Source organism: Litoribaculum gwangyangense, assembly GCF_039543505.1.
Classification (GTDB): domain Bacteria; phylum Bacteroidota; class Bacteroidia; order Flavobacteriales; family Flavobacteriaceae; genus Litoribaculum; species Litoribaculum gwangyangense.
The window spans coordinates 72513-97360 of the sequence record NZ_BAABJW010000002.1 but is presented as its reverse complement, the minus strand read 5'-3'; the positions used below and the strand labels follow the sequence as shown (position 1 = coordinate 97360).

At 31.6% G+C, this 24848-nt stretch carries 27 protein-coding genes; all 27 read left to right on the top strand.

Annotated features, from left to right (window positions below):
- Nucleotides 1–200 precede the first annotated feature (200 nt).
- The 27 genes from ABD963_RS06010 (at nucleotide 201) to ABD963_RS05880 (ending at nucleotide 24765) form a co-directional block, all read left to right on the top strand.
- On the top strand, nucleotides 201–839 hold the full coding sequence (locus tag ABD963_RS06010; RefSeq protein ID WP_237241013.1) for a suppressor of fused domain protein: 639 nt from the start codon (nucleotides 201–203) through the stop codon (nucleotides 837–839).
- A gap of 164 nt (nucleotides 840–1003) precedes the next feature.
- Entirely contained in the window at nucleotides 1004–1792 is a 789-nt protein-coding gene (locus ABD963_RS06005; RefSeq protein WP_345276052.1) for a DUF6090 family protein, read from the top strand.
- Nucleotides 1793–1879: 87 nt separating this feature from the next.
- Entirely contained in the window at nucleotides 1880–2557 is a 678-nt protein-coding gene (locus ABD963_RS06000) for a hypothetical protein (protein WP_345276051.1), read from the top strand.
- Between the two features lie 22 nt (nucleotides 2558–2579).
- A complete protein-coding gene (locus ABD963_RS05995; RefSeq protein WP_345276050.1) occupies nucleotides 2580–2993 on the top strand; it encodes a hypothetical protein in 414 nt (137 codons plus the stop codon).
- Between the two features lie 156 nt (nucleotides 2994–3149).
- Nucleotides 3150–3725 carry a toxin-antitoxin system YwqK family antitoxin gene (locus ABD963_RS05990; RefSeq protein ID WP_345276049.1) on the top strand — a complete coding sequence of 192 codons (576 nt, stop codon included), beginning with the start codon at nucleotides 3150–3152 and terminating at the stop codon, nucleotides 3723–3725.
- Between the two features lie 144 nt (nucleotides 3726–3869).
- Nucleotides 3870–4310: a hypothetical protein gene (locus tag ABD963_RS05985; protein ID WP_345276048.1), complete on the top strand. Its 441-nt coding sequence runs from the start codon at nucleotides 3870–3872 to the stop codon at nucleotides 4308–4310.
- A gap of 66 nt (nucleotides 4311–4376) precedes the next feature.
- Complete coding sequence (locus ABD963_RS05980; protein WP_345276047.1) at nucleotides 4377–4607, top strand: hypothetical protein; 231 nt, start codon at nucleotides 4377–4379, stop codon at nucleotides 4605–4607.
- A gap of 148 nt (nucleotides 4608–4755) precedes the next feature.
- The gene (locus ABD963_RS05975; protein ID WP_345276046.1) at nucleotides 4756–5340 is read left to right on the top strand and encodes a hypothetical protein; all 585 of its coding nucleotides are present in this window, start codon (nucleotides 4756–4758) and stop codon (nucleotides 5338–5340) included.
- A 204-nt stretch (nucleotides 5341–5544) separates the two neighbouring features.
- Nucleotides 5545–6447: a hypothetical protein gene (locus ABD963_RS05970; RefSeq protein ID WP_345276045.1), complete on the top strand. Its 903-nt coding sequence runs from the start codon at nucleotides 5545–5547 to the stop codon at nucleotides 6445–6447.
- A gap of 164 nt (nucleotides 6448–6611) precedes the next feature.
- A complete protein-coding gene (locus ABD963_RS05965) occupies nucleotides 6612–7373 on the top strand; it encodes a hypothetical protein (RefSeq protein WP_345276044.1) in 762 nt (253 codons plus the stop codon).
- 552 nt (nucleotides 7374–7925) lie between these two features.
- On the top strand, nucleotides 7926–8636 hold the full coding sequence (locus ABD963_RS05960) for a hypothetical protein (RefSeq protein WP_345276043.1): 711 nt from the start codon (nucleotides 7926–7928) through the stop codon (nucleotides 8634–8636).
- Nucleotides 8637–8797: 161 nt separating this feature from the next.
- Entirely contained in the window at nucleotides 8798–9535 is a 738-nt protein-coding gene (locus ABD963_RS05955; protein WP_345276042.1) for a hypothetical protein, read from the top strand.
- Between the two features lie 160 nt (nucleotides 9536–9695).
- Nucleotides 9696–10274, top strand: coding sequence for a hypothetical protein (locus ABD963_RS05950; protein ID WP_345276041.1), 579 nt, complete (start codon nucleotides 9696–9698; stop codon nucleotides 10272–10274).
- Between the two features lie 179 nt (nucleotides 10275–10453).
- Nucleotides 10454–11011 carry a hypothetical protein gene (locus tag ABD963_RS05945; RefSeq protein WP_345276040.1) on the top strand — a complete coding sequence of 186 codons (558 nt, stop codon included), beginning with the start codon at nucleotides 10454–10456 and terminating at the stop codon, nucleotides 11009–11011.
- 159 nt (nucleotides 11012–11170) lie between these two features.
- Complete coding sequence (locus tag ABD963_RS05940) at nucleotides 11171–11716, top strand: YybH family protein (protein ID WP_345276039.1); 546 nt, start codon at nucleotides 11171–11173, stop codon at nucleotides 11714–11716.
- A 169-nt stretch (nucleotides 11717–11885) separates the two neighbouring features.
- A complete protein-coding gene (locus tag ABD963_RS05935) occupies nucleotides 11886–12629 on the top strand; it encodes a DUF6090 family protein (protein ID WP_345276038.1) in 744 nt (247 codons plus the stop codon).
- Nucleotides 12630–12786: 157 nt separating this feature from the next.
- Complete coding sequence (locus tag ABD963_RS05930; RefSeq protein ID WP_345276037.1) at nucleotides 12787–13863, top strand: ligand-binding sensor domain-containing protein; 1077 nt, start codon at nucleotides 12787–12789, stop codon at nucleotides 13861–13863.
- Nucleotides 13864–13958: 95 nt separating this feature from the next.
- Nucleotides 13959–14705 (top strand): DUF6090 family protein, encoded by a 747-nt coding sequence (locus tag ABD963_RS05925; protein ID WP_345276036.1) that lies wholly within the window; start codon nucleotides 13959–13961, stop codon nucleotides 14703–14705.
- Between the two features lie 186 nt (nucleotides 14706–14891).
- Complete coding sequence (locus ABD963_RS05920; RefSeq protein ID WP_345276035.1) at nucleotides 14892–15938, top strand: proline iminopeptidase-family hydrolase; 1047 nt, start codon at nucleotides 14892–14894, stop codon at nucleotides 15936–15938.
- 158 nt (nucleotides 15939–16096) lie between these two features.
- Entirely contained in the window at nucleotides 16097–16516 is a 420-nt protein-coding gene (locus tag ABD963_RS05915; RefSeq protein ID WP_345276034.1) for a hypothetical protein, read from the top strand.
- A 156-nt stretch (nucleotides 16517–16672) separates the two neighbouring features.
- The gene (locus ABD963_RS05910) at nucleotides 16673–17569 is read left to right on the top strand and encodes a GNAT family N-acetyltransferase (RefSeq protein WP_345276033.1); all 897 of its coding nucleotides are present in this window, start codon (nucleotides 16673–16675) and stop codon (nucleotides 17567–17569) included.
- A 241-nt stretch (nucleotides 17570–17810) separates the two neighbouring features.
- Nucleotides 17811–18305, top strand: coding sequence for a hypothetical protein (locus tag ABD963_RS05905; RefSeq protein ID WP_345276032.1), 495 nt, complete (start codon nucleotides 17811–17813; stop codon nucleotides 18303–18305).
- 4 nt (nucleotides 18306–18309) lie between these two features.
- The gene (locus tag ABD963_RS05900) at nucleotides 18310–18876 is read left to right on the top strand and encodes a tetratricopeptide repeat protein (protein WP_345276031.1); all 567 of its coding nucleotides are present in this window, start codon (nucleotides 18310–18312) and stop codon (nucleotides 18874–18876) included.
- A 509-nt stretch (nucleotides 18877–19385) separates the two neighbouring features.
- Entirely contained in the window at nucleotides 19386–20135 is a 750-nt protein-coding gene (locus ABD963_RS05895; protein WP_345276030.1) for a DUF6090 family protein, read from the top strand.
- Nucleotides 20136–20371: 236 nt separating this feature from the next.
- Nucleotides 20372–22045 (top strand): MutS-related protein, encoded by a 1674-nt coding sequence (locus ABD963_RS05890; protein WP_345276029.1) that lies wholly within the window; start codon nucleotides 20372–20374, stop codon nucleotides 22043–22045.
- Nucleotides 22046–22167: 122 nt separating this feature from the next.
- Nucleotides 22168–22809, top strand: a complete 642-nt coding sequence (locus ABD963_RS05885) for a hypothetical protein (RefSeq protein WP_345276028.1) — start codon at nucleotides 22168–22170, stop codon at nucleotides 22807–22809.
- Between the two features lie 183 nt (nucleotides 22810–22992).
- Nucleotides 22993–24765: a helix-turn-helix domain-containing protein gene (locus ABD963_RS05880; RefSeq protein ID WP_345276027.1), complete on the top strand. Its 1773-nt coding sequence runs from the start codon at nucleotides 22993–22995 to the stop codon at nucleotides 24763–24765.
- The last annotated feature ends 83 nt before the right edge of the window (nucleotides 24766–24848 follow it).

The window sequence follows — 24848 nt, the reverse complement described above, 5'->3', positions numbered from 1 at the left end:
GCCTACTTCTGAAAATCCGCGAGGATTTTCAGTTGGGTGCGTACTTGCAAAGTTAAGTGCTAAACCACGCAACTACTCATAGCCGAGACCGTTGGCAGTAATATGGAGAAACCCGAAATCAAATGAAAATAGACTATTACAAAATTATATTTCTGATTCTTGTTTCAACATTTGCTTATTCCCAAAATACCGAAAAAAATATGAGTGATAAAGTGCCTAATAGTGTTGAAATTGTTGACAGTCATTTAGACCAATTTTTTGACGAAAATGCAGACATCGTTGTATTTGACGAAAAAAAATCTGAAATAATTCATCGAGACATTTTTTTTATAAAAGCAACAGAAGATAGACCATATCATATTCTATTAAGTTGTGGAATGAGTGCATTACCAATGACAATTCCTGAAGATGTTGAATCATCGGAATTTGTTGAAATAATGATTTTACTTCCAAAAGAGTGGAATTTGGAATACGAATCTTTCAGCGATGAAAAAAATTATTGGCCGATTAGAATTATGAAAGAAATAATGATGTTGCCTCACGAGAATGAAACTTGGTTTGGATATGGGCATACTTATGGACACGAAGAAGGCGAGGAATTTGCTGAAGGAGTTGGATTTATTTCTATGATGTTGGCTTATTCAATGGAATTGTCTGACGATTTTACTCAAATAGATTTAGAAAATGAAAAAGTAGTTGACATTTATACATTAATTCCACTTTATAAAGAAGAACTAGAGTTTAAGAAAAAAAATGGAGCGAGCGCTCTACTTGAAAGATTTGACAAATTTGGAATTGAAGAAATAGTAAAAGTTGGAAGAAAAAATGTATGTAAATAAAATACTACTGGCAACACCGTGTATAATTAATTGCTTGGTTATAGCCTACTTACGAAAATCCTTGCGGATTTTCTATTCGGTTTTTATTTGCTAAATTAGGTGCTTAACCACGCAACTAACCATACACAAAACCGTTGTGCTTCATTATGACAAACCTTTAACCAATGATAAAATTCTTTAGAAAAATTAGACAAAAATTACTCTCGGAGGGCAACACTGGAAAGTATCTCAAATATGCCATTGGAGAAATAGTTCTTGTCGTAATTGGAATTTTGATTGCACTCTCAATTAATAATTGGAACGAAGATAGAAAGGAGCATTTACAAGAACAGGAATTGCTGACACAATTACTATCCGAATTTAAAAGTAACCTTGAACAATTAGACCAAAAAATAGCAATGAGAGAAACGATGATTTCATCATCTTTAAAACTTTTGAATTACATAGATAAATTAGAAAATCGTAATAATGACAGTATCTTAAAACATGTTGGACAGATTGTAATTGCACCTACTTTTGATCCTATAGTTAATGATATTGTGAGCTCTGGTAGAATTCAATTGTTGCAAAATGGAAACTTGAAGGAAAAATTATCACGCTGGACAAGTGAAATAGTTCAGGTTACCGAAGAAGAACAAGTATGGCTAAATCATAGAACCAAGCATTATATTCCCATTTTAATGAAATCATATTCTTTTCGAAATGTGATTAATAGTTACTGGAAAAATGATGTTGTTACCCAATTCCATTTAGACCAAGGAACCAAAACCAAATTTGAGCTTGGTAATTCAAAAAAGGGAATTGAATTCACTGAACTATTAGAAAATTCAAATTTTGAAGATGTCGTTGCTAATTGCGCTTCTATGGCAAAACTTACAAATAGCCAATCTTTTAGTTTGAGAAACAGAATTGTAGAAATATTAAATTTAATCGAACAAGAATTAAAAAAATAACGAAAGCACAACAACGGCTATAATTCAGCAGGTCTGAATCGCAAGCTTGATAATTATTGCTACATTTAGACTTATTAATTAATCGGAATGATTTCGGGAAGCTGCTCCTCCATCCGACTTGTCCGCTGCCCTTCGACTCCGCTCAGGGATCAGCGGTCGCCTCGGGGTCGCGCCAGTCCTGCCGAAATCATAGCCAAACCCGTTGTACACAATTTGCCAATGAGAGAATCCGAATTACTTCTAAAGAAAATTATTCCACCAAAAACTAGAGAGGAAAGAGATTGTTTTTCAAATGAAGATATAATTGCGGAATTAAATCAAGAGCAAATAAAATATATAGAAAAACGACTAATTGAATTATTAGAAACTGATAATGACTATTTAATTGCAGAAACATTAGTTCACATAAAGTCTGAAAAATCTATACCAGCAATTTTCAAACAATTAAAAAAATCATCTTCATCATTTGAAAAAATAAAATGGGCTAGTTTTATTAACGAGATAAGGAATGGTGATAAAGAAATGGAATTGATAGCATACAATGAATGCAAAAAAATGGAATTTATTTATGAAATACAGGGAATCGTTTTTTGTGATTTGATAAAATTCAAAAGCCCTAGAATTGAAAAAGAAATTGAAAAATATGTTGAACATAAATATTTTCTAGTCAATCATTACGCAAAATTAGTATTAAACTATAACGGTTATTCTGATAATAAGAACCAAACAGATGACTCAAAAAAATGGTGGGAGTTTTGGAAATAAAAACTGACTAATAATATAAAGTATGAAAGCACTTTTAGAATCCAAATACGATTACGAAATGAACAAATGTGTTCTTGTTCAAGGAGACATCCATTCTGTTTGGGCATATGTAATTGACATAACCGACAATAGAGATGAAATTGAATTTGACGGATTTATATGTTCTCGTGGAACTTTAATTGATGATAGTAACGAAATAGAGGCTTATATAAATCACGACCAAGGTTATGCACCACCATTATTATGTGAATATAAAAATGAGTATTCTATTATAAATGACCTTGTTGAAAGCGATATAAAAATCGACTGGAAAGACAACATTGTCCGAATTTTAATTAAAGGAACTGAATATTTAAAAATGGATTTGGAAACCAAAACGTCCTATTCTAAAGGAATTTCGAAAAGCGGAGCGTATGGAATTCCTTTAAAAAAATAAAAAAACTGTGTACAACACCGTATATAATTCATTGCTAGTACTCGCCTACTTGGAAATTCCTGCGGAATTTCCTCTGGTTCGTTTTAGTTTACTAATTTAGTTGCTGAAACACGCAACGAAATCATACACAAAACCGTTGGCAATAATTATGACTAAATGAGAAACTTCCTGATATTATTATTGTTTTTCACTTTCAACAAACTGATTTCACAGGAAGTAATTGAAATGAAAGGAGTTTACATCGACAACAATTTGGTATATAAAGTTGTCGATAACGGACTTTTTACTGGAACTGCTCAAGTCAAACGGACAAATGGACACCTAATTTATGAGGAAGAATTTAAAAACGGTGTTGTTTTATTTAGCTACGTATATTTTAACGGGAAAGAAAAAAGACTTTCCTCAAAAACTATATTCAATCCTGACAAACCTTATGTACTTTCAAAACGATACGAATATGACCTTCAAGGCGATATTTTTGAAATTTACACTTATAATAATGATGGAATTAAAATACTTAAAGAACAATATACAAACGGAAAAGTTTCTTATAGTTGTCAATATCTAGGAAATAAAAAACACGGAATTGAATTAGGTTATCGTGATGGCGGAGAAAAAATGACTTTTCGTTGTGAGTATATTAACGGAAAGAAAAACGGGACAGAATATTGCCTAACTGAAAAAGGAATTGAAACAAAAAAAGAATATAGAAACGGAAAGAAAATAAAATAACTATTGCCAACACCGTGTAAAAAACATTGCTTATTTTAGTTAAGCCGTTTGGTCGTTGCTTTGTTTGCTAGCATCTGATTTTCCTTCGGAAAATCCTCGCACACAAACACGCAACGTTCCTTACACAAACACGTTGTACCACATATGACCAAACTGCCTCAAATACTGATTTTAATACTGATTTCTGTCACACTCTTTAATTGTGAACAGAAAACGGAACTTACCGATTTGGAATTTGAGCAAAAGGTATTCTATGAATTATTCCCTGAACTTTCGGACAAAATGTACAATGACATTCGTCTAATCCCAACACCGCCACCGCCACCACCAAATTATCTGACCGAAAAAGGATTTGATGCCAAATCTGATTACAATAAAGCACTCGAAAGTTGGGAAAAATCAGATGACTATAAAAATAGGTTAAATGAGTGGCAAAAAAGACGAGACTCAATTATCAATGACACAACCGAAATTTACATAGCTTTCCCTGATTCAATCAACCAATTCGAAAGAGAAGATATGTACGAATTGATTAACCATTTTAATGACCAAAAACTTGTTGTTGACTCTAAAGACTTTGAATAGGAAAGCGGATTTAAAGTGGACTTTGAAAAACTAAAATCAAACAATGAGAAATTAAAATTTAAACCGATGTCCGAATTCCCAGAAAGGCGGGAATTTTGGACAACTGAATATGATTTTAACTTTCAAGGTTCAATGTCATTTACACGAATTTTATTTGACCAAACAAAATCTTTTGGAGTGCTGAATGCAGGTTTTACAAAGGGACGTCTGAATGGTAGTGGTTGTCGAATTTTTATTAAAAAAGACGAAAACGGAAATTGGAAAATTGACAAAATAGAAGGAACATGGGTTTCGTAAAAAATACGTGGTACAACACCGGCTATAGTTCATTGCTTCTAACTTTCCTCGCGGAAAGTCCTCGCAAATTTGCTATCTTCGGTTTACGGCGGAAAATCCTAGCGGATTTTCACGCAACGAAACCATAGCCAAACACGTTGTAGCCAATATGAGAAAACGCACTTTCCAAATATCAATCATCGGATTTTTACTCTTGATTTCTTGCCAAAAAGAAAAAGAAATCACGATTGAAAATGATGATTTTAAATGGACTATTAATATTCCGAAAAACTTTAGAGAAGTTTCGGAAAAGAATTGGGATAAGGTTAAATTTAACGGAATAGAAACTTTTGAAAAAGTATCTGACCAAAATGTGAAAAAGAATGATATTGAGAACACTCTATTCGCATACAAAAACGGAAAATTTCATACGCTGGAATCGAATTATAAGATTTTCGATACAACTAAAAATTATTCAAAGAGCAATAAGGAATTGAATACTGTAACGTATGAATCTTTAAAAAAGGCAATTTCAAACACGGAATTAGATTCTCTATCATCAAAACAAATGATAAGCGGAATGGAATTTGGCACTTTTGAAATTAATTTTAACTATCCGAATGGAGAAATACTTACAACCAAGAGTTTCAGAAAATTGTTCGGAAATAAAAGATTTACGATTAATATACTTTACAAAGATGAGACAATTGGAAAAGAACTGATTAACTCAATTGTAAACTCGAAATTTGAATAAATACTGGCTACAACACCGTATATAATTTATTGCTAGTTCTAGCCTACTTACGAAAATCCTCGCGGATTTTCTATTCGGTTTGTATTTGCTAAATTAGTTGCTTAAGCCACGCAACTAATCTTATAACAACACGTTAGCCCCAATTTTGGGCTTCAAGACTCGATAATGATTTATGTATTATAAATTTATCTTAACCGAACGACTATGAGAACTCTAATGATTATGATTTTTGTTTGTTTTTCCCTTTTTGTCTATTCTCAAAAAGATATGCAGAAATATCTAATAGATACTAGAGACATAGTTAAAGCTAAAAATTACCAAGAAGCTCTTGAACGATTTATTTGGTTTCATGAACACGTATTAGAATATGATAAATCTATGGCTGGAGTTAGACTTTCTTTTGCTTTGTCTGATTGGAAATCTCTTGCCAAAGTTTATCCACCAGCAATGACTTCTCTTATTGATATTCGTGATAAAAACACCAATCAGATTATTAACAATTTAGATGTAGCTAAATTATTTCAAGATGTTAGAGCAATTAATAGGGTCTTAAATCAAAATTCAAAGACAATAGAACTTTTTCAATTTCTTGTAAAGAACAAATTTGATGTAGCTACAGAATGTTGGCCTTATGTTAAAGACGCTTTGTTTGAAGCTAAACAATATGATTTGATAAGTAAATTAATTGAAAATCCTTTACAGGAATATTCAATTATAAAAGAACGGTATGACCGCAATTTAGAGTCATACAAGAATGAGAAAATAGAAGTAGAACACATGATATCTTATGACAAAAAGCGTTTTACTGAAAAATGCATTCAACTTATCCAGTATTCACATTCTATTAATGACCCAAAATCATCTACAGAAATTTATGATAAAGCAATTTCGGTAATTGATAGTGACTTGCTGAGAGAGGCTCTTAAAGCTGAATTAAATAAACAATCAGGAACAAACTTTTTAAAGCTATACCATCAAAAACAAGTATTTAATGTTATGATTGAAAATAATGCAAGTGAGAAAGCTCGCTTAGATTCAATTGCAAATATCGAGAAAGTAAAACAAGATTCAATTGCAGTGATAAAATATAAAAGCAAAAATAAATAAAAACTGGGGCTAACAATGCATAAACGCAATTACGGCGGATTCGACTGCGTCCGAATCCACTCGGAATTGCTAAAGTCAGTGCCAAACCGAAAATTAACGCATATAAACCCGTAACTGACGGTTATACGAGACCGTTGTGCTTCATTATGACAAACCTTTAACCAATGATAAAATTCTTTAGAAAAATTAGACAAAACTTGCTTTCAGAAGGAAAAACCGGAAAGTATTTGAAATATGCAATTGGAGAAATTATCCTTGTGGTTATTGGAATTTTGATTGCACTTCAAATTAATAATTGGAATAATAATAGAACCAACACAATTGAATCTAATGAATTCAATAAAAGACTTTTAGCAGAAGTAAATGGCAATATTGATTTAGCAATTGATAAAATTGAAATAATAAAAAGCACGTTAAATAGTTCAAAAAAAATTCTAGATTTATTCAACGAGCCATCTAACGATAAAAATTTGAAATCACTTGATAGTTTAATTTATAATATTATTGAGGGCGTAGAAATCGAGTTTTTAGCAGGAACATTAAGTGAAGGTTTAAACACAGGGAAAGTTGCTCTAATAGAATCTGATATTCTTAAAAGTAAACTATATGGTTTACCTGCAAATATTGAATATGTTGGAAAGTGGGATAATAATTTCTCTACCTATCTTTATGAGATTTTTCAACCATTCTTATATAAAAATTTTAACTACAGAAAAATGGACAATGTATATTCCAATTATGATGTTGGTCCATCTAAATTTAAAAATCAGCATAATAAAGCGCTACTCGAAAACGAACAATTTGAAAACCTTATAAATAACCAATTTTTTCAATCAAACTCTCAATTGGAGTTTCATACAAATCTGAAAAACGAATTTGAAACAATAAAAAAATTAATCGAGGTGGAATTGGAAATTGGAAAATAACAAAAACACAACACAGTGTATAATTAATTCCTATGGTTAGTGCGTATCACGAAAATTCCTTCGGAATTTCCTCTGGCAAGTATTTGTTTACTAAATTAGTTGCGAACCACGCAACTATCCTTACACCAAACGTTAGAGCACATTCAGCTGAAGCTGACTTGTGTTGCTACGTGCAAAGCACTCCCACCCCACAAGTAAATGTGCTCTAACGACCTGCTAAACCAAATTGCTCAAGGCATTTAAGCCAAAAACAGCTCCAGCTGACGCACTCAAGTGCTTAACGTGCCATAACAATAGCTAAATGCAATTTGGTTCTCTTTCTTGAACTCCCAATCTAATAAATTTAACAACTTACGGTAGCTGCGCTAACTTTTCGGTAAACAATGATTTGAGATACATCAACTTACTTCTGGCTAATTCGCAAATCATTGTTACTTAAATTTATTATCTTTTCATTCGCAAAACAGAACTGCGTTTAGCAGGTCGTTGTGCTACTATATTACAAACCTCTAACCAATGATAAAATTTTTTAGAAGAATACGATACGACCTTATGGAAAAAAATAAAACTGGAAAGTATTTCAAATATGCAATTGGCGAAATCATACTTGTAGTTATCGGAATTTTAATTGCTTTATGGCTAAATAATCTAAATCAACAAAGAATTGAATTACGGGATAGTTCAAACTTAAAGCTAGCTCTTAAAGAAGAATTACTTGAAAATAAAAAATCTTTCAAAAGTTATAAAAGCTACGTAGAACAATGTCACGGAAAAATCATAACAGTTTTAAATGTATCTGCAGGTGATAACGATGAGATTACTATAGATACATTAAAAAAGTTAGTTATTGAGATGATGCCAGCTGGAGCAATTGACATCAATGAATCAAGGCTTAATGCCGCAAAAACTTCTGGACAATTTAGACTATTAACTTCTGAAGAAAGTACTGCATTGACTAGTTATGAAACTATCTTAGATGGATTTAAAGAAGCTCGTAAATTGAATAATATTTTTAATAATGAGAATAGGCCTTTATTTTTATATTTCTCTTTAATCGACGACTATAATAAAAGACTATATCCAAATGTAGTTTTAACAAAGCATCCGGATTATAATTTATCTGATGAAGATTTTCTGTCTTTTTTAAAAAAGAGAGAGACTTATTTACAGCTTAGTTCCATATTGACAAGTGTCCTTGTAGATATTCAATGGTTAGGTGGATTAGATAAAAATATTGATGAAACAATCGAGGCATTAAATTGAGAAACTTAAAATAAATAACGAAAGCACAACAATGTATAAAAATAATTGCTTGGTCATTGCTTACTCGGAAAATCCTGCGGATTTTCCTCTGGCTAGTTTTTGTTTGCTAAATTAGTAACTTAACCACGCAACTATTCTTATACGTAACCGTTGTACTACATATGACCAAACTGCCTCAAATCCTGATTTTAATACTGATTTCTGTCACATTCTTTAATTGTGAACAGAAAACTGAACTAACCGATTTGGAATTTGAGCAAAAGGCATTCTACGAATTATTTCCTGAACTTTCGGACAAAATGTATAATGACATTCGTCTAATCCCAACACCGCCACCGCCACCACCAAATTATCTGACCGAAAAAGGATTTGATGCCAAATCTGATTACAATAAAGCACTCGAAAGTTGGAAAAAATCAGATGACTATAAAAATAGGTTAAATGAGTGGGAAAATAGACGAGACTCAATTATCAATGACACAACTGAAATTTACATAGCTTTCCCTGATTCAATCAACCAATTCGAAAAAGAAGATATGTCTGAACTGATTAATCATTTCAAAAACCAAAAACTTGTGGTTGACTCTAAATACTTTGAGTTGGAAAGCGGATTTAAAGTGGACTTTGACAAACTAAAGTCGGACAATAAAAAATTAAGATTTAAACCATTATCTGAATTCCCTGAAAGACGTGAATTTTGGACAACTAAATATGATTTTAATTTTCAAGGTTCGCTATCATTTACCCGAATTCTATTTGACAAAACAAAATCGTTTGGAGTACTGAATGCAGGTTTTACAAAGGGACGTCTGAATGGTAGTGGTTGTCGAATTTTTATCAAAAAAGACGAAAAAGGAAATTGGATTGTGGAAAAAATAAAAGGAACTTGGGTATCGTAAAAAATACGTGGTACAACACCGGCTATAGTTCATTGCTTCTAACTTTCCTCGCGGAAAGTCCTCGCAAATTTGCTATCTTCGGTTTACGGCGGAAAATCCTAGCGGATTTTCACGCAACGAAACCATAGCCAAACACGTTACCCACAATATGAAAAAACCTATGCTGACATACATTTTAATCGGAATAGTTTCAATCGTAGGAATTGGAATTCTAATTAGCTGCAACAACAAACCGAAAAAAGAAACTACCGAAAAAACAGAGCAAACGGAAATGACTGTTGAACAGAATCCATATATGGATATGCGAAAAATGGCATTAACTGTAACAGCTGAACAACTTGGATTTCAAATTCCAGGTGACTCTATAAAAGTTTACGGAATTGTATCTGATTTAGATATGGGTGGCGGAACTGCAACTGTGGTTACGTATTTGACTGGAGATGCAAGTATCTATTTAAGTTCTGGTGGTGGATTTATCGGAGCTGGACAACACGAAAGTGTTCAAAAAGTAACTAAAGAATTTGTAGAAAACGGACATTTGATTTCTTTCAAAGGGAAACAATTTGAGAATCCTGATTTACCGACAAACGGAAATGCGAATTTTTATTTTTTGTCAAATATGGGACAAACCCGAATTACTGAAAATATATCAAAAATGGAAAGTGGCGAATCGGAATTTTCCAAACTGTTCGCTGATTTGAATAACGTAATGACCGAAATCCGACTGAAAAGCGAATAATGAAAATAAATACTGTGGGTAACAATGTATATAATTCATTGCTAGTTAGAGCCTACTTACGAAAGTCCTTGCGGACTTTCTATCTGTGATTTATTTGCTAACTTTAATGCTTAAACACGCAACGAAACCATAGCCAAGACCGTTGTAAGTAATTGACCAAACAATTCTGGAATAATAAGATGAACTCAATATTTAGAGAAAAAAGAGAATATAATTTGGATTCAAACCCAGGTCAGAATTGGAATCCTGACAAAGTGAACTATATTCATAAAACGCACGATGATGGAATTCCGAGAGCTAGAACTTATTCATTGGACTCTATATTGCATTTTACCCAATACGAAGGCTTTACAATAAAAAAATTGATTGAAACGAACTTTAATTACTTTACTTGGCTTCCTAGAAATATAAAAAATTTCAGATATACAGATGAAGTTCTAAAGTATGCGGAAAATTGTCTCGAAGAATTAGAAAAAATTGAAAGTTATCCTATAAATAAAACCGGAACTGAATTAGGAAAAGCGATTAATCAAGTAAAAGCGATGATTGACTATGAACATACTCTTGACTTTGGAAATGACAAGTATATGTTGATGGCTCGAAAAATGTTCGTGAATGTAGACTTCTACAGAACAATAATTAACACTCGAATTGAACGATTAATAAGACAAACTTTTGAAATTGAACAAAATAGTTCTGAATATCGAAGAAAGTATTTTAATGAAATAATAAATTAAAACAACTACTTACAACAATGGCTATAAGTAATTGCTTGTTCTCGTCTACTTCTGAAAATCCTCGCGGATTTTCTATTCGGTTTTTATTTGCTAAATTAGGTGCTAAGCACGCCACTAATCATACACAAACCGTTGTACCACATATAAATGAAGAAACTTATGAGAAAAATAATTTCAATTATCGCAGTGACAGTTTTATTATTTTCGTGCAATGAGAATAAAAAAGAGTCTAACACTATTGACATTAAAGAAATAAGTCAAACAGAAATTGAACAAGAAGTTTGGAAAGCGATTGAAGGTCGTTTTGCATCTTGGAAAAACAACGATTTCGAAACTTATATGGATTATCATCATCCAGATTGGAAGAAATGGGAGTCAAAAAAAAATGAATTGACTACAAAGGAAGGAATGGCGAAGTTTTGGGAAATTATGAAGGCAGAAGAAGAGTGTTTAGAAATGGAGGTTACTCCCATAGAAATTCAAATATTAGATGATGGTAAATCAGCTATTGCGCATTATACACATACTGAAACATTCACTTATTATGGTGAGGATATGCCCGATGGACCAACAAAGGGGAATACCTTTAGAGGTACTTTAAGATGGAGTGATTTTATGGTCAAAAAAGATGGCAAGTGGCTTGTAATTGGCGGACATCGAGATATGAGTATGCCAGAAGGAAAGTTAGTTCAATTAAATGACTGAAAAAATACGTGGTACAACAATGTATAACCGCAATTACGGCGGATTCGACTACGTCCGAATCCACTCGGAATTTCTAAAGTCGTTTTTTAACCCGAAATTTAGGCTTGCCAAACCGTAACTGACGGTTATACGAGACCGTTGTGCTTCATTATCAGAAACCGTTAACCAAATGATAAAATTCTTTAGGAAAATCAGACAAAATTTACTTTCAGAAGGAAAAACTGCGAAGTATTTTAAATATGCAATTGGAGAAATTGTACTTGTTGTTATAGGAATTTTAATTGCGCTTCAAATTAATAATTGGAATGAGAGTAGAAAAATCAATAAAAAAGAATCTCTCATTTTAAATGAACTTCTTAATTCAATAAATAAAGATTTACAGGCATACGAAGATTTCCTAGTACCAAGAATTGAAAAAAAACAGAGTGGATTAGATAGTTTGCTGACCTATATATTTGATAAAAAAATAATTCAAGATTCTCTTTTTTTAGATTTTTATACAAATTTAGGGCAAGACGTTTATATGCGTTTTGATAACGGACCTTTTGAAGCTCTAAAATCAAATGGTTTAGATATAATTAGCAACGATTCTTTAAGAACAGCAATTAATAATGCTTATACAGCTGAACTACCAATTTACACTTTCTTTTCTAATGATTTTTACAATCAAAAAAAAACCAAAATTTCTGAATTGCAACATAAATTTTTGAAGTTGAAACGAGTAATCCATAAAGATGGAAGGAAACACATACATTTTGATTTAAAAGTAGACGATATTTTGAACAATCAAGATTTTCTTTGGGTTTTTGATTTAGAACGTCAAAAGTATCAGGAGTTTAAATCCCGATTAAAACAAATAAAAACTACTTTATTAGAATTAAAAATAATGATAGAAAGCGAATTAGAAAATTAACGAAAGCACAACAATGGCTATAAGTAATTGCTTGTTCTCGCCTACTTCTGAAAATCCTTGCGGATTTTCAACTTGGTGCGTACTTGCAAAGTTAAGTACTAACCCACGCAACTACTCATAGCCGAGACCGTTGTGCGTCATATAAGTAAAACCCGAAATGAACAGAAAAATAGAATTGATTTACTTAATATTCATATTGACACTAAACTTTTCCTGCGTTGAAAAGAAATCAACGGGAAAAGAGGCTAACAACCTTGAATTGTTCGTAACTTCACAAACCGATACCTTAAAATTCACTTCTCGAATACGAGCTATCTTTCAAGACAGCAAAGGCAATTATTGGTTTGGAAGTCATAATGAAGGTGTAAGTTTTTATAATGGAAAATCTTTTGAATATTTTACAACTAACGAAGGATTAGCAGATAATCAAATTCGTTCCATTCAGGAAGATGAGAATGGAACTATTTGGTTTGGAACGGCTAATGGCGTGAGTAGTTACGATAGGATAAGTATTAAAACCCACCCAGTAAATGGAAATTCAGAAACCGAATGGGCAAAAACTGACAACGACCAATGGTTTAATGCAGGGACTCAGCAGGGTGTTTATAGATATGATGGGCAAAAATTAAATTATTTAGCATTTCCAAATCCTAAAGTCATTAGTTCAGGTAACTTATATGCCGTAACTGATATCTCAAAAGGGAAAAACAACATGCTATGGTTAGGCACTTATGCAGGTGTTTTTGGTTACAACGGCAGTGAGTTAACGACAATTAATGATGAAACACTAAGACTTACAAAGGACTCTGAAAAAATGCACGTAAGAAGTATTCTCGAAGACTCACAAGGAAGATTGTGGATTGGAAATAACGGAATTGGCGTTATGCTTAAAAGTGGAAACTCAATCATTAACTTTTCCAAAGAGCAGGGTTTATTAATACCAATGAATGAGTTTGAAGCGAACGCGCTAAGTAAACAGTTTGTTAAAAACACAGGACTACAAGCAGTTTTTGCCATTGTAGAAGATAGTCAAGGAAATATTTGGTTTGGAGATAGAGATTCAGGAGCTTGGAAATATGACGGTAAAACGTTGACAAATTATAAAATTGACCCAAAATTGAAATCTCAAATGGTATATGACATTTATGAAGACCAAAACAAAAACTTGCTTTTTGGAATGGCAGAAGGTGGGGTTTATAAATTCAACGGGAAAACATTTGATAAATGGCATTGAAAAGAAATACGAACGCACAACTAGGTTTATAGTGCATACCCTTCGGGACACGCACTATACTAAATGTAACCTTCATTATAACTAAATACTAACCAATGATAAAATTCTTTAGAAAAATTAGACAAAAATTACTCTCTAAAAACAAGTTCACCAAATACCTTCTTTATGCAATTGGTGAAATTATTCTTGTTGTTATTGGAATATTGATTGCGCTACAAATTAATAATCAAAATGAAACGAAAAAAGATAAAGCATATGAAACAAAAATGCTTTCCGAAATAAACAAAGCTTTAGATTATGATTTAAAACACTTTGAAAGAATGATTGATAGATTAGACCGTTTGGATAGTGTCTCAACAACTTTCATTGATGATATTCACAATTCCAAAACAGAATTCAACGATACACTTTATGATAAGGGATATTCCAGATGGTATGGATTACGGATAGGTATTTTATATCAATATAATCCAGGACCATTTGAAGCATTAAAATCTTCTGGATTGGACAAATTATCTAATGATAGCCTTCGAAATAGTTTAATAGAATTTTATGATTTTCATTTTCCTTATAACAAAGAACTGGTTGCATTTGCAGATAGACAATATGATGAAGATATAGATGATTTAGAAGCATTCTTAAGTCCTCCTTTTACAGAAGAGATTAATGGAAAAGTGGAAGTTTTAAAAAAGTTTCCTAAAGACCTTTATAGTAATATTGATTTCTTGGAATTATTAAGAAATATAAGAGCTAGAGCTCAAATAACCAAAAATTACCTGAATACACATACAAAACGCATGAAGAAAGTTAGTGCCCAACTTAAAAAAGAGCTTAGTAATTAATTTATTAAAATAACTTAAGCACAACATCGTGTATAGCTCATTCTGGCTGAATTCGTAATCGGAATTCATTGCAATTTGCTATCTTTCGGTTTCGGCGGAAAATCAAAGCGGATTTTCACGCAACGAAACCATAGCCAACCACGTTATGGTTCATTAAATAAAACACTAACCAAAATAAATACAGTCATGAAATATTTAACATTTTCTGCGCTTATTATTCTACTTCTCATTATGAGCTGTGTTGATAAGCAAAATAAAAATGAAACAACAGACAAGGGAAGTTACTTTGATTATTCCAATAATGATGACCAGGTTACTGGTGGAATTAAAATGATTCCTATCGAAACGCCAAAAGGCACTTTTAATGTTTATACAAAACGTATGGGAAATAATCCCAAAATGCGTGTATTACTGCTTCACGGTGGTCCTGGTGGAACTCATGAAGAATTTGGAAATTTTGATGGTTACTTACCAAATGAAGAAATTGAATATATTTATTACGACCAACTCGATTCCTATTATAGTGACAAACCTAATGATTCAACACTATGGACTACAGAACACTTTGTGGAAGAAGTTGAACAAGTTAGAAAAGCTTTAAATCTAAATAAAGACAACTTTTATTTACTTGGACAGTCTTGGGGTGGAATATTGGCTATGGAATACGCCTTAAAATATCAGGAGAATCTAAAAGGACTTATCATTTCAAATATGATGGCTAGTGCACCAGCCTATACCAAATATGCTAATGAGGTTTTAGGCCCAAAAATGGACCCTGAAGTTTTTAAAGAAATTATGGAAATGGAAAAAAACAATGATTTTGAAAATCCAAAATATAGCGAGCTTTTAATGAATAATTATTATACCGAACATATTTTGAGAATGCCTTTAGAAAAATGGCCGAAATCAATAAACTTACTTTTTGAACATTTAAATACAAATATTTACATTTTTATGCAAGGCCACAGTGAATTTGGAATGACAGGTAATGCATCATTAAAGAATTGGGATGTGTCCAATAGACTAAAAGAAATTAAAGTGCCAACCTTAATACTTGGTGCTAAATATGACACCATGGACCCAAAATATATGGAGTGGATGGCATCTCAAGTACAAAATGGTCGCAGTATTACCACCAATGGTAGCCATCTATCTCAATTTGATGACCCTGAAACTTTTTTCCCCGCGGTAATAAGATTTATTAAAGATGTAGATCATGGAGAATTCAATTAAAACGAAAGCACAACAATGGCTATAAGTGATTGCTTGTTCTCGCCTACTTCTGAAAATCCTCGCGGATTTTAAGTTTGGTACATACTTGCAAAATTAATGGCTAACCTTCGCTACTCCTCTTATACGAGACCGTTGGCAATAATATAAACTAAACATAAATGAAAAGAATACATTTTGATAATATCAGTAAAAGTTGGTTTTTAATAACGATTCTTATTCTATCAATTATTTTTTTACTTTTTGGTGTATTGGAACTTATTCCATTTGAAAACCCGAAAATAAATAAAGGATTAAGCGCAATTGGATTTTTGCTTCAAGGTCTATTTTTCAGCAGAATGTTTTGGTATAATAATTACGTACAATGGAATAAAAAAGGTATGACTATCCGAATTAATTCCTTTTTGGGAAAATCAATAATGTTTGACAATATTAAAAAGACAGAATTGGACGACCAAAAGTTGGTAATAACACAAAATAATGGGAAAATCTTTACGTTTGACTTAAAAGAAATTGCGGAATCTGATTATCAAAAGCTGAATGAAATCATAATAAAAAATACTATTGCCAACCATGTATAACCGCAATTACGGCGTATTCGAATACGTCCGAATCCACTCGGAATTTCAAGTGTCAGAGCTTAGCCAATAATTAGTAAATCAAAACCCGTAACTGATGATTATAAGAGAACGTTATGCATAATTACAAAAAGGTTTAGAATACCAGATTAAAAATTGATGGAACTTATAAAACACAATAATATTACTTATGGATTTGCTAGAGATTTTAAACATGATCAAAAATTAAGAGCAAGTTTCAATAGTTTAACAGAAGCCGTCTTTGGCTTCAGTTTAGAAAATTGGTACCATGATGGTTTCTGGAGTGACTATTATATTCCCTATTCGCTGATACATAATGACAAGATTGTATCCAATGTTTCAATTAACAAGATTGAATTTGTTATTGAAGGTGCGCGAAAGTTGGGAATTCAAATTGGTACCGTAATGACCGACGAAAAATACAGGAATAGAGGACTTAACAAGTACTTGATGGAAAGGATATTGCCTGAATGGAAAGATAGGTCTGATTTTGTTTATCTCTTCGCAAATGACAGTGTGCTTGATTTTTATCCAAAGTTCGGTTTCAAGGTTGCAGAAGAATATCAACACTCGAAAATCATAGATAAACACAGCGATTCATCAGCCTGGAAAAAACTGAACATGGAAGACCCGGCTGATGTCACTTTTTTAGTGGGAAAAATTAAAGATTCTAACCCGATTGCTAAGATATCTATGAGAAATAATGTTTCTCTGATTATGTTTTATTGTAATTGGTTTAAAAAAAATAGCATCTATTATATAGAAGAACTTGATGCAATCGCCATCGCAGACTTTGAAAATGACACTGTGTATCTCGATGATATTTTCTCAATTAACCCAGTAAATATCAATAAGGTGATTCAGAGCATCTCTGACAAAAGAATTCTGCGGGTAATTTTAGGGTTTACACCTTTAAATGATGAGGGGTTTGAAAAACATGTATTAAAGGGAACAGACACGCTTTTTATGCTGAAAAATACATTTGAATTTTCTACAAATAAACACTGGATGTTTCCCGTTTTATCTCACGCTTGAAATTTTTTTTTAGAATTATAAGAAATAACTATGCATAACAATGCATATAAAAAATAGGGGAAATAGCAGTGTGCTGACAGATTTTGGCCCTTATCAAACCTTGTACTTAGTCGAAATATTTATGATTCGTAATAGCCTACTTTTCATACAGTAACCCTTGACACACATTAAAAAAAAATGAACTTTCCTAAAACAGCCTGATTAAAAATAGATTACCTTTAGTTGTTTTCAAGTTTATACCATGAAGCTCATCTCTTCCCTCTTTGGTTTTTCGCTATTCTTTAACTTTTCGTTATATGCTCAATCTTTAAAAAATCTGGAAGGCACTTATTTAGTTGAACAAGATTCTATTGTTCACTTGTATAATTTTAACAACGGTAAGTTAATTATTAATCTTAATATTAAGGATTCCTATAAATTAAATTTCACTTATAAATACAATTATATTTACAATGAAGATGACACTTTAAAGGTTATTTTAATTGGTATCGAATCTGAAGAAATTGAACCTTTAGGTAAAAAAAAGAAGAAGAAAAAACATTCATATATTCCTGATCTCTATATGATGTCGGGCTATTTCTTTTCGGTATGGACATTAGAAAAAAATGAAGATAATACCCTTTTTATAAAAGTGATACCAAGCTCTATTAAATGGCCTGCCTCAAAAGGCCATTTAGCAAATTATTATTCAGGTTTTGAAGACCATATTGTTTTACAACCCCTATTAAAGCAATGATATTATGAAGATTAGAAGTTTTAAACTATTGTTTTTGTCATTTACACTATCCATTTTTATCTCATTGAAGATTAATGCTCAAAAAGTTAGTTCAGAATTAAAAGTTCAAGCCGAAAATGGAGATACAGAAGCACAATTTAAAATGGGCAAGGCATACTTTGGTTATCAGTATGGTAGTCCAAAAAAAAGAGCCGAAGCCGAAAAATGGCTTTTAATGGCCGCAGAGCAAGGTCATGATAAAGCAACCTTTCTTTTAAGTCAGTTGAGATATAGTAAATACGAGTGTCCAATTGAGGTATTGAAAAAATTAGCTTTAGAAGGTTATTCTGAAGCTCAATTTTCTTTAGGCGCAGAATACCAAAACTATTTAAATGACTCGCTTAATGATCTATCAATTGCATATAAATGGATGCTTTTGTCAGCTCAAGATCCTGATGAGCGCTATCGTAGATCTTGGAATCTTATCAATCATTTTAATATCTCGCATTTAGAAATTAGTAAAGGGCAAAAAATGGCCAAAGAGCACACTGAAAAATATGGCCCTTCAAAAAGCATCTACGCTGAAAAATAAAAAATACCAGGATAAAATGAAAACAAACACTAAACAATTATATTAAAATTGTGTTGTTAATTATATTCATTGCTGGTTTGTTTGTGCCTTATGTATCTTGAACTTAACTCATAGAATATTTATTTGATTATAAAAACGATTTAATCGATTATTTACCCCTTACTGTTCTGGTATTGGTAATTGCACCTTACCTATTGTTTTTGATTTTTAAATACATCTCCAAGGATTCATTCCTAAAAACGTATGCCTACATCGTGTATAATCCATTGCTAGTCCTAGCCTACTAATAAAATTCCTCGCGGATTTTCTATTTGGTTAGTATTTGCTAAATTAGGTGCTTAAAACACGCCACTAACCATATACAAGCACGTTGTTCTTCATTACTGAAATCGCTAACCAATGATAAAATTCTTTAGATTATCGAAACACAATTTTGTAAAGCAAAATCAAAGGTCTGGTAGACCTTTGGTTGAGATAGCCGCTTGCGGAAAAATTAAAAAACTAGGAGTATGATTAAGTTCTTCAGAAACATTAGACAGCGACTACTTTCGGAAGGTAAAACTGGAAAATATTTAAAGTATGCTGTTGGAGAAATTGTACTTGTAGTTATTGGGATTTTAATCGCGTTGGGAATTAATAATTGGAATGAAAACCGTAAAACTGATATAAGATTAAAAGATTCATTGGTTGCTTTAAAAAATGACTTGTCACAAGACACTCTATTAATTAAGAAAAGACTTCCCTTTATTAATGAACAGTTTGATTTAAATGAATCTTTAAGAACAAGAGTTGCTGATTCTAAAGCCACAGTAGACACTTTAATTCAAATAATGAGATTTGAGTTCAATCCAAATTGGGTCGTTCAAATTCCATACAACACAAATACCTATAATAGCTTAATCCAAACAGGACTACTTGAAAATCTGTCTGACCCATTAAAAACGAACATAAAAAATTTCTATAATGAGAAAGCCTCTCTCATGAACAGAGTTGAAAAAACCACTACCGATTATCAAGGTAAAGTAACTTCTTATGTTGATAATTATACATTTGGAGTTACGAAAATACATGACCAAGGTGCTTTAATTGATTCGCTGGTTTGGGAAAATGTTAATTATGGACATATAGCTGCCACTTTTCAAGGTATAAGTAATTTTAAAAGAATTCTATTTACCGAAACTAAACAAGAATTGGAATTTTCATTAGAAAATTCGAGACATTTAATTGAACAAATTAACGAATTCCTAAATGAGAATTAAAAATAACGAAAGCACAACAATGTATAACCGCAATTACGGCCGATTCGGCTACGTTCGAATCCACTCAGATTTGCTAACGTCAGTGCCAAACCGAAAATCATTAACTTTAATCCTTTAACTGACGGTTATACCAGACCGTTGCCAGTAATGTAAAACACCTCGCTAAAATTCAACAGATGAGCAATAAACTGAACATCTTTTGTAACATTAAATAGAAATTCTACACTAATTGTTTAATGATAAAAGACATAATATTTCAAATTAAATACACTTTTTCTCAAATAAAATTCAATAGAAAAAAAGAGTTAAATCAAAGGTTAAAAGAATCATTTGGAAAACTGAAAGATGATTCCTTTGACTTTGACAGCATTGAAAAATACTTTAGAAATAAAGACAATTCAAATACATATCAAGTATTATCAGACAAAACTTGTAACGACTTGGATTTTGATGACTTGTTTATGTTTCTCGACCGAACTAATTCAAAAGTTGGTCAACAATACTTTTACAATCATCTTCGCACGATAAAATTAAACGAAAAACAAACCAAGCTCAACGAAGAAATATTAACTGAATTATCAAAAAATCCCGAATTAAGAATTTCGGTTCAAAAAAAGCTTGAAAAACTAAACCATAAAGATGCATACTACATAAACACATTATTTCAAGAAGAGCATCTTAATCCGCCAAAATGGTTTTTTGTAATAAAATTATTGTCTTTTGCTAATTTAATGTCACTGATTTTAGGGTTTTTCAACCCTATATTTTTCATAGTTCTATTAGGGATTTTTTGCGTGAATTTTGTGCTTCACTATTGGAATAAAAATAATTTAGTTCAATACGTAGGTTCAATTCCACAACTTTTAAGACTAAATAATATCGCTTCTTATTTCTTTACCATCCCGTTATTTAAAAAAATAAATCCTGACTTACCAAAGTCAGTGAAATTAATAAATGATGTTAAAAATAGAATGTCATTTTTTTCACTCGAAGCCAAACTTCAGGGAGAATTTGAAATCATAGCTTGGTTTGTATTTGAGATTTTTAAAACCATGTTTTTGCTTGAGCCATTATTGTTATTTGGTGTTCTAAAAAGACTAAATACCAAACGAGGCGACATAGAAAGTGTTTTTAAGTTTGTTGGGCATATTGATATGCTAATTTCAATAGCATCTTTAAGAAAAGGACTTGAAATGTATTGTTTACCAATTATTAATGATGAAGATAAAATCATTGCAAAAGACATCAGTCACCCCTTAATTTTTAATTGCACACCTAACAGCATTGAAATTGCGGAAAAATCCATACTTCTTACAGGTTCAAATATGTCTGGAAAAACTTCTTTTATTCGTGCCATTGGGCTAAATGTAATAACTGGATTAACCATTAATACTTGTTTTGCAAAATCAATAACTTTTCCCTTGTTAAAAGTATTTTCGGCTATTAGAATAAGTGATGATTTGATGAACGATAAAAGCTACTATTTTGAAGAAGTACTTACCATTAAGGAAATGCTGAAAGAGAGTGAAAACGGAAATAAAAACCTCTTTCTATTAGATGAAATATTTAAAGGCACAAATACAGTGGAGCGAATTTCTGCTGGAAAATCTATTTTATCCGCTTTAACAAAGAATAATAATAAAATATTAGTTTCAACTCACGACATAGAATTAACAGATATGCTTTCGAGTGAATATGAACTGTATCATTTTAGTGAAACAGTAAACGACAAAACCGTCGGATTTGATTACAAACTAAAAGGCGGAAAACTAAAAAACAGGAATGCTATTAGAATACTAGAAATTAACGATTACCCAAAAGAAGTTGTGAAAGAAGCAATCGAAATAGCAAAAGCATTAGATAAAACCTATTTAGAAAAAAACACTATTGGCAACAACTTGTATAAGTAATTGCTTTGGCAAGTGTTTATTTGGAAAATTCCTTATGAATTTTCTCGCATTCGTTTTTGTTTACTAATTTAGTTGCTAAAACACGCAACGAAACCATAGCCAAACACGTTGACAAAATTGAGATGAGAAATAAATTATTGACTTTTATATTTGGATTTAGTGCTGTCTTGACATTCGCTCAGAAAAAAGAAATATATCTGAATGACGACTTATTTCAAATTACGCAAGCTGAATTTAAAAAAACATACGAACCATATAAATTTTACAATCTTCGATTTGAATTAGATACTTTGATTGCTAATGTTAAGGTTCAAAGAATTAGAAAAGGAAAAATTTCAAATGAATTATTAAATTCAATAAAATCCGAACTTTCAACAATTTCTGGAGATACAATACCTAACAATAATTTTATTATCATTAATTATTATCACGGATTGGATAGATGTAACTCATCAGGAGACAAATCTTATGCTCGTGCTGCTTACAAACGGTTCTTGAAAAAGTTAAAAAAAGTAAAAAATATAAGTCAATTCTTTATGTATAAATCACTTGAAGGCACTAAAGAATACGGAAAGCAACTGAATTGGATTAAAGATGAATTTGGAACAATAGAAAAAATATTCCTTCCTCTTCAGTATCCTTGTGGAAGTTATGTTTTAATCGATTTGGATGGGAATTATTATGTTCAAAAAGGTGAGTACAATTTAGAAGAAATAATTGATTTATTAATAGATACAAAAACAACTTTTGCCAACCATGAATAACCGCAATTACAGCGGATTCGACTACGTTCGAATCCAACAAGAATTGCTAACTTAAGTACTTAATCGAAAATTAGTAACTTTAATCCTTTAACTGACGGTTATACGAGACCGTTGCCAGTAATGCAAGAGTAAGTATTCGTGTATACAAAAGCAAGTAATATATTCTGCTAAATTTTGTAAAATTTGAACAATCAAAAATCCATAGCAGTCCTTCCTTTCGTCAATATGAGCAGTGATATTGAAAACGAATATTTTTGCGATGGAATTACTGAAGAAATTATTAATGCACTCACAAAAGTAAAAGGCTTAAAAGTAATTGCAAGAACCTCATCTTTTGCCTTTAAAGGAAAGGATGTTGATATCAGGGAAATTGGTAAGCAATTAAGTGTAAATACAATTCTTGAAGGGAGTATAAAAAAAGCACAAGATAAGGTTAGAATAACAGCACAGTTAATAGATGTTGTGGACGGTATACATTATTGGTCTAAAAAATACGATAGAGAACTGCTTAACATTTTTGAATTAGAAGACGAAATTAGTTTGGCTATAGCAGACGAGGTCAGAAACAATTTCGGTCATTTTGAATTGCAAGAGCATCTCATTAAACAACCCACAAACAATATTGATGCTTATCAATTGTTTTTAAAAGGGCGTTCATTACAATTAAAATGGACACCCGAAAGCATAAAAGAGGCTATTACATTTTACAACCAAGCCATTGCACTCGATAAGAATTATGCAAAAGCTTACTATGCCAATTTGCAATGTTATGGCTTATTAGCAATGTGGGGCTATATGCCCTATCAAGAAGCGATGGACTTGGCAATAAGTAATTTATTAATCGCCAAAGAAATTGATACCTCTTTACCAGAATACCCATTATCTTATGTAGGTAAATTTTTCTGGGAAGAATGGGATTTTAAAAATGCTTATCTACATATAAACAAAGTATTAGAAATAAATTCAAATCACATAGATGGTTTAGAAGCTATGGCAGAACTGTTCATTGCGCTTGGCTTTTTTGATAATGCTTTACAATATGCCAACAAATTATTGGAGGTAGATCCGCTTTCGGCTAACAATTATTACACCTTAGCACATATTTATTACTATCAAGGTAAATATGAGAAAGCTTTAGAAAAAGTAAATTACGCCTTAACACTGAATCCTCAATTAGAATTAGCACATCATTTAAAATGCTTTTGTTTGATATGGCTCAACAAAAAGCAAGCGTTTATTTCCCATATACTCAACACTACACTCATCGAAGAAAAAAAATTATTGTTTAGCCTTATTAATGAAAATGCAGTTACAGTTCCGCAACAAATTATTGATAAATGGAATATAAATAGTCCTAATCAAACAATGCTGGTCCCATATGATGCGTTTATTTTAAGCAATTCAAATCATAGTGATAAAGGATTTTTACGTTTAAAGGAAATGATTAATCATAGGCGAGGTCAAGTCATCAACTTTAGGCAAGAACCTTTTTTTAAACCCTTGCATAATTTTAATGGCTTTTTAGACTTACATCAGTCAAATTTAGTTTTAAAAGATTTTAAACCCCTTCAAATAGAGCAAGAAGAATCACATTCAATTCTTTTGGATAATCAACAAATAAATACTCTAAAAGAAGAATTACTTTCTTATTTTAAGGAAGACGAACCGTATTTAAATCCGCAATTAACATTAAAGTTTGTAGCAGATGTTTTAGGGTTAAATACAAATAAAATGTCTTATTTAGTTAACCAAGCATTTGACGTTAATTTCAATGACTTTGTTAATTCGTATCGCTTAAAACATTTCAAAACTATAGCTTTAGACCCCAAAAATTCACACCTCACCATTCTTGGATTAGCCTATGATAGTGGCTTTAATTCTAAAAGTGTATTTAATACTTACTTCAAAAAAACAGAGGGCATTACCCCTAAGGCTTGGTTAAAAGCCAATTCGTAGCACATCTTATTTAGTTCGTTTCAAATTAAAATTCAGAACGATTGCTTTAACTATCTGATGAATCTTTGCATCATCATTTAATT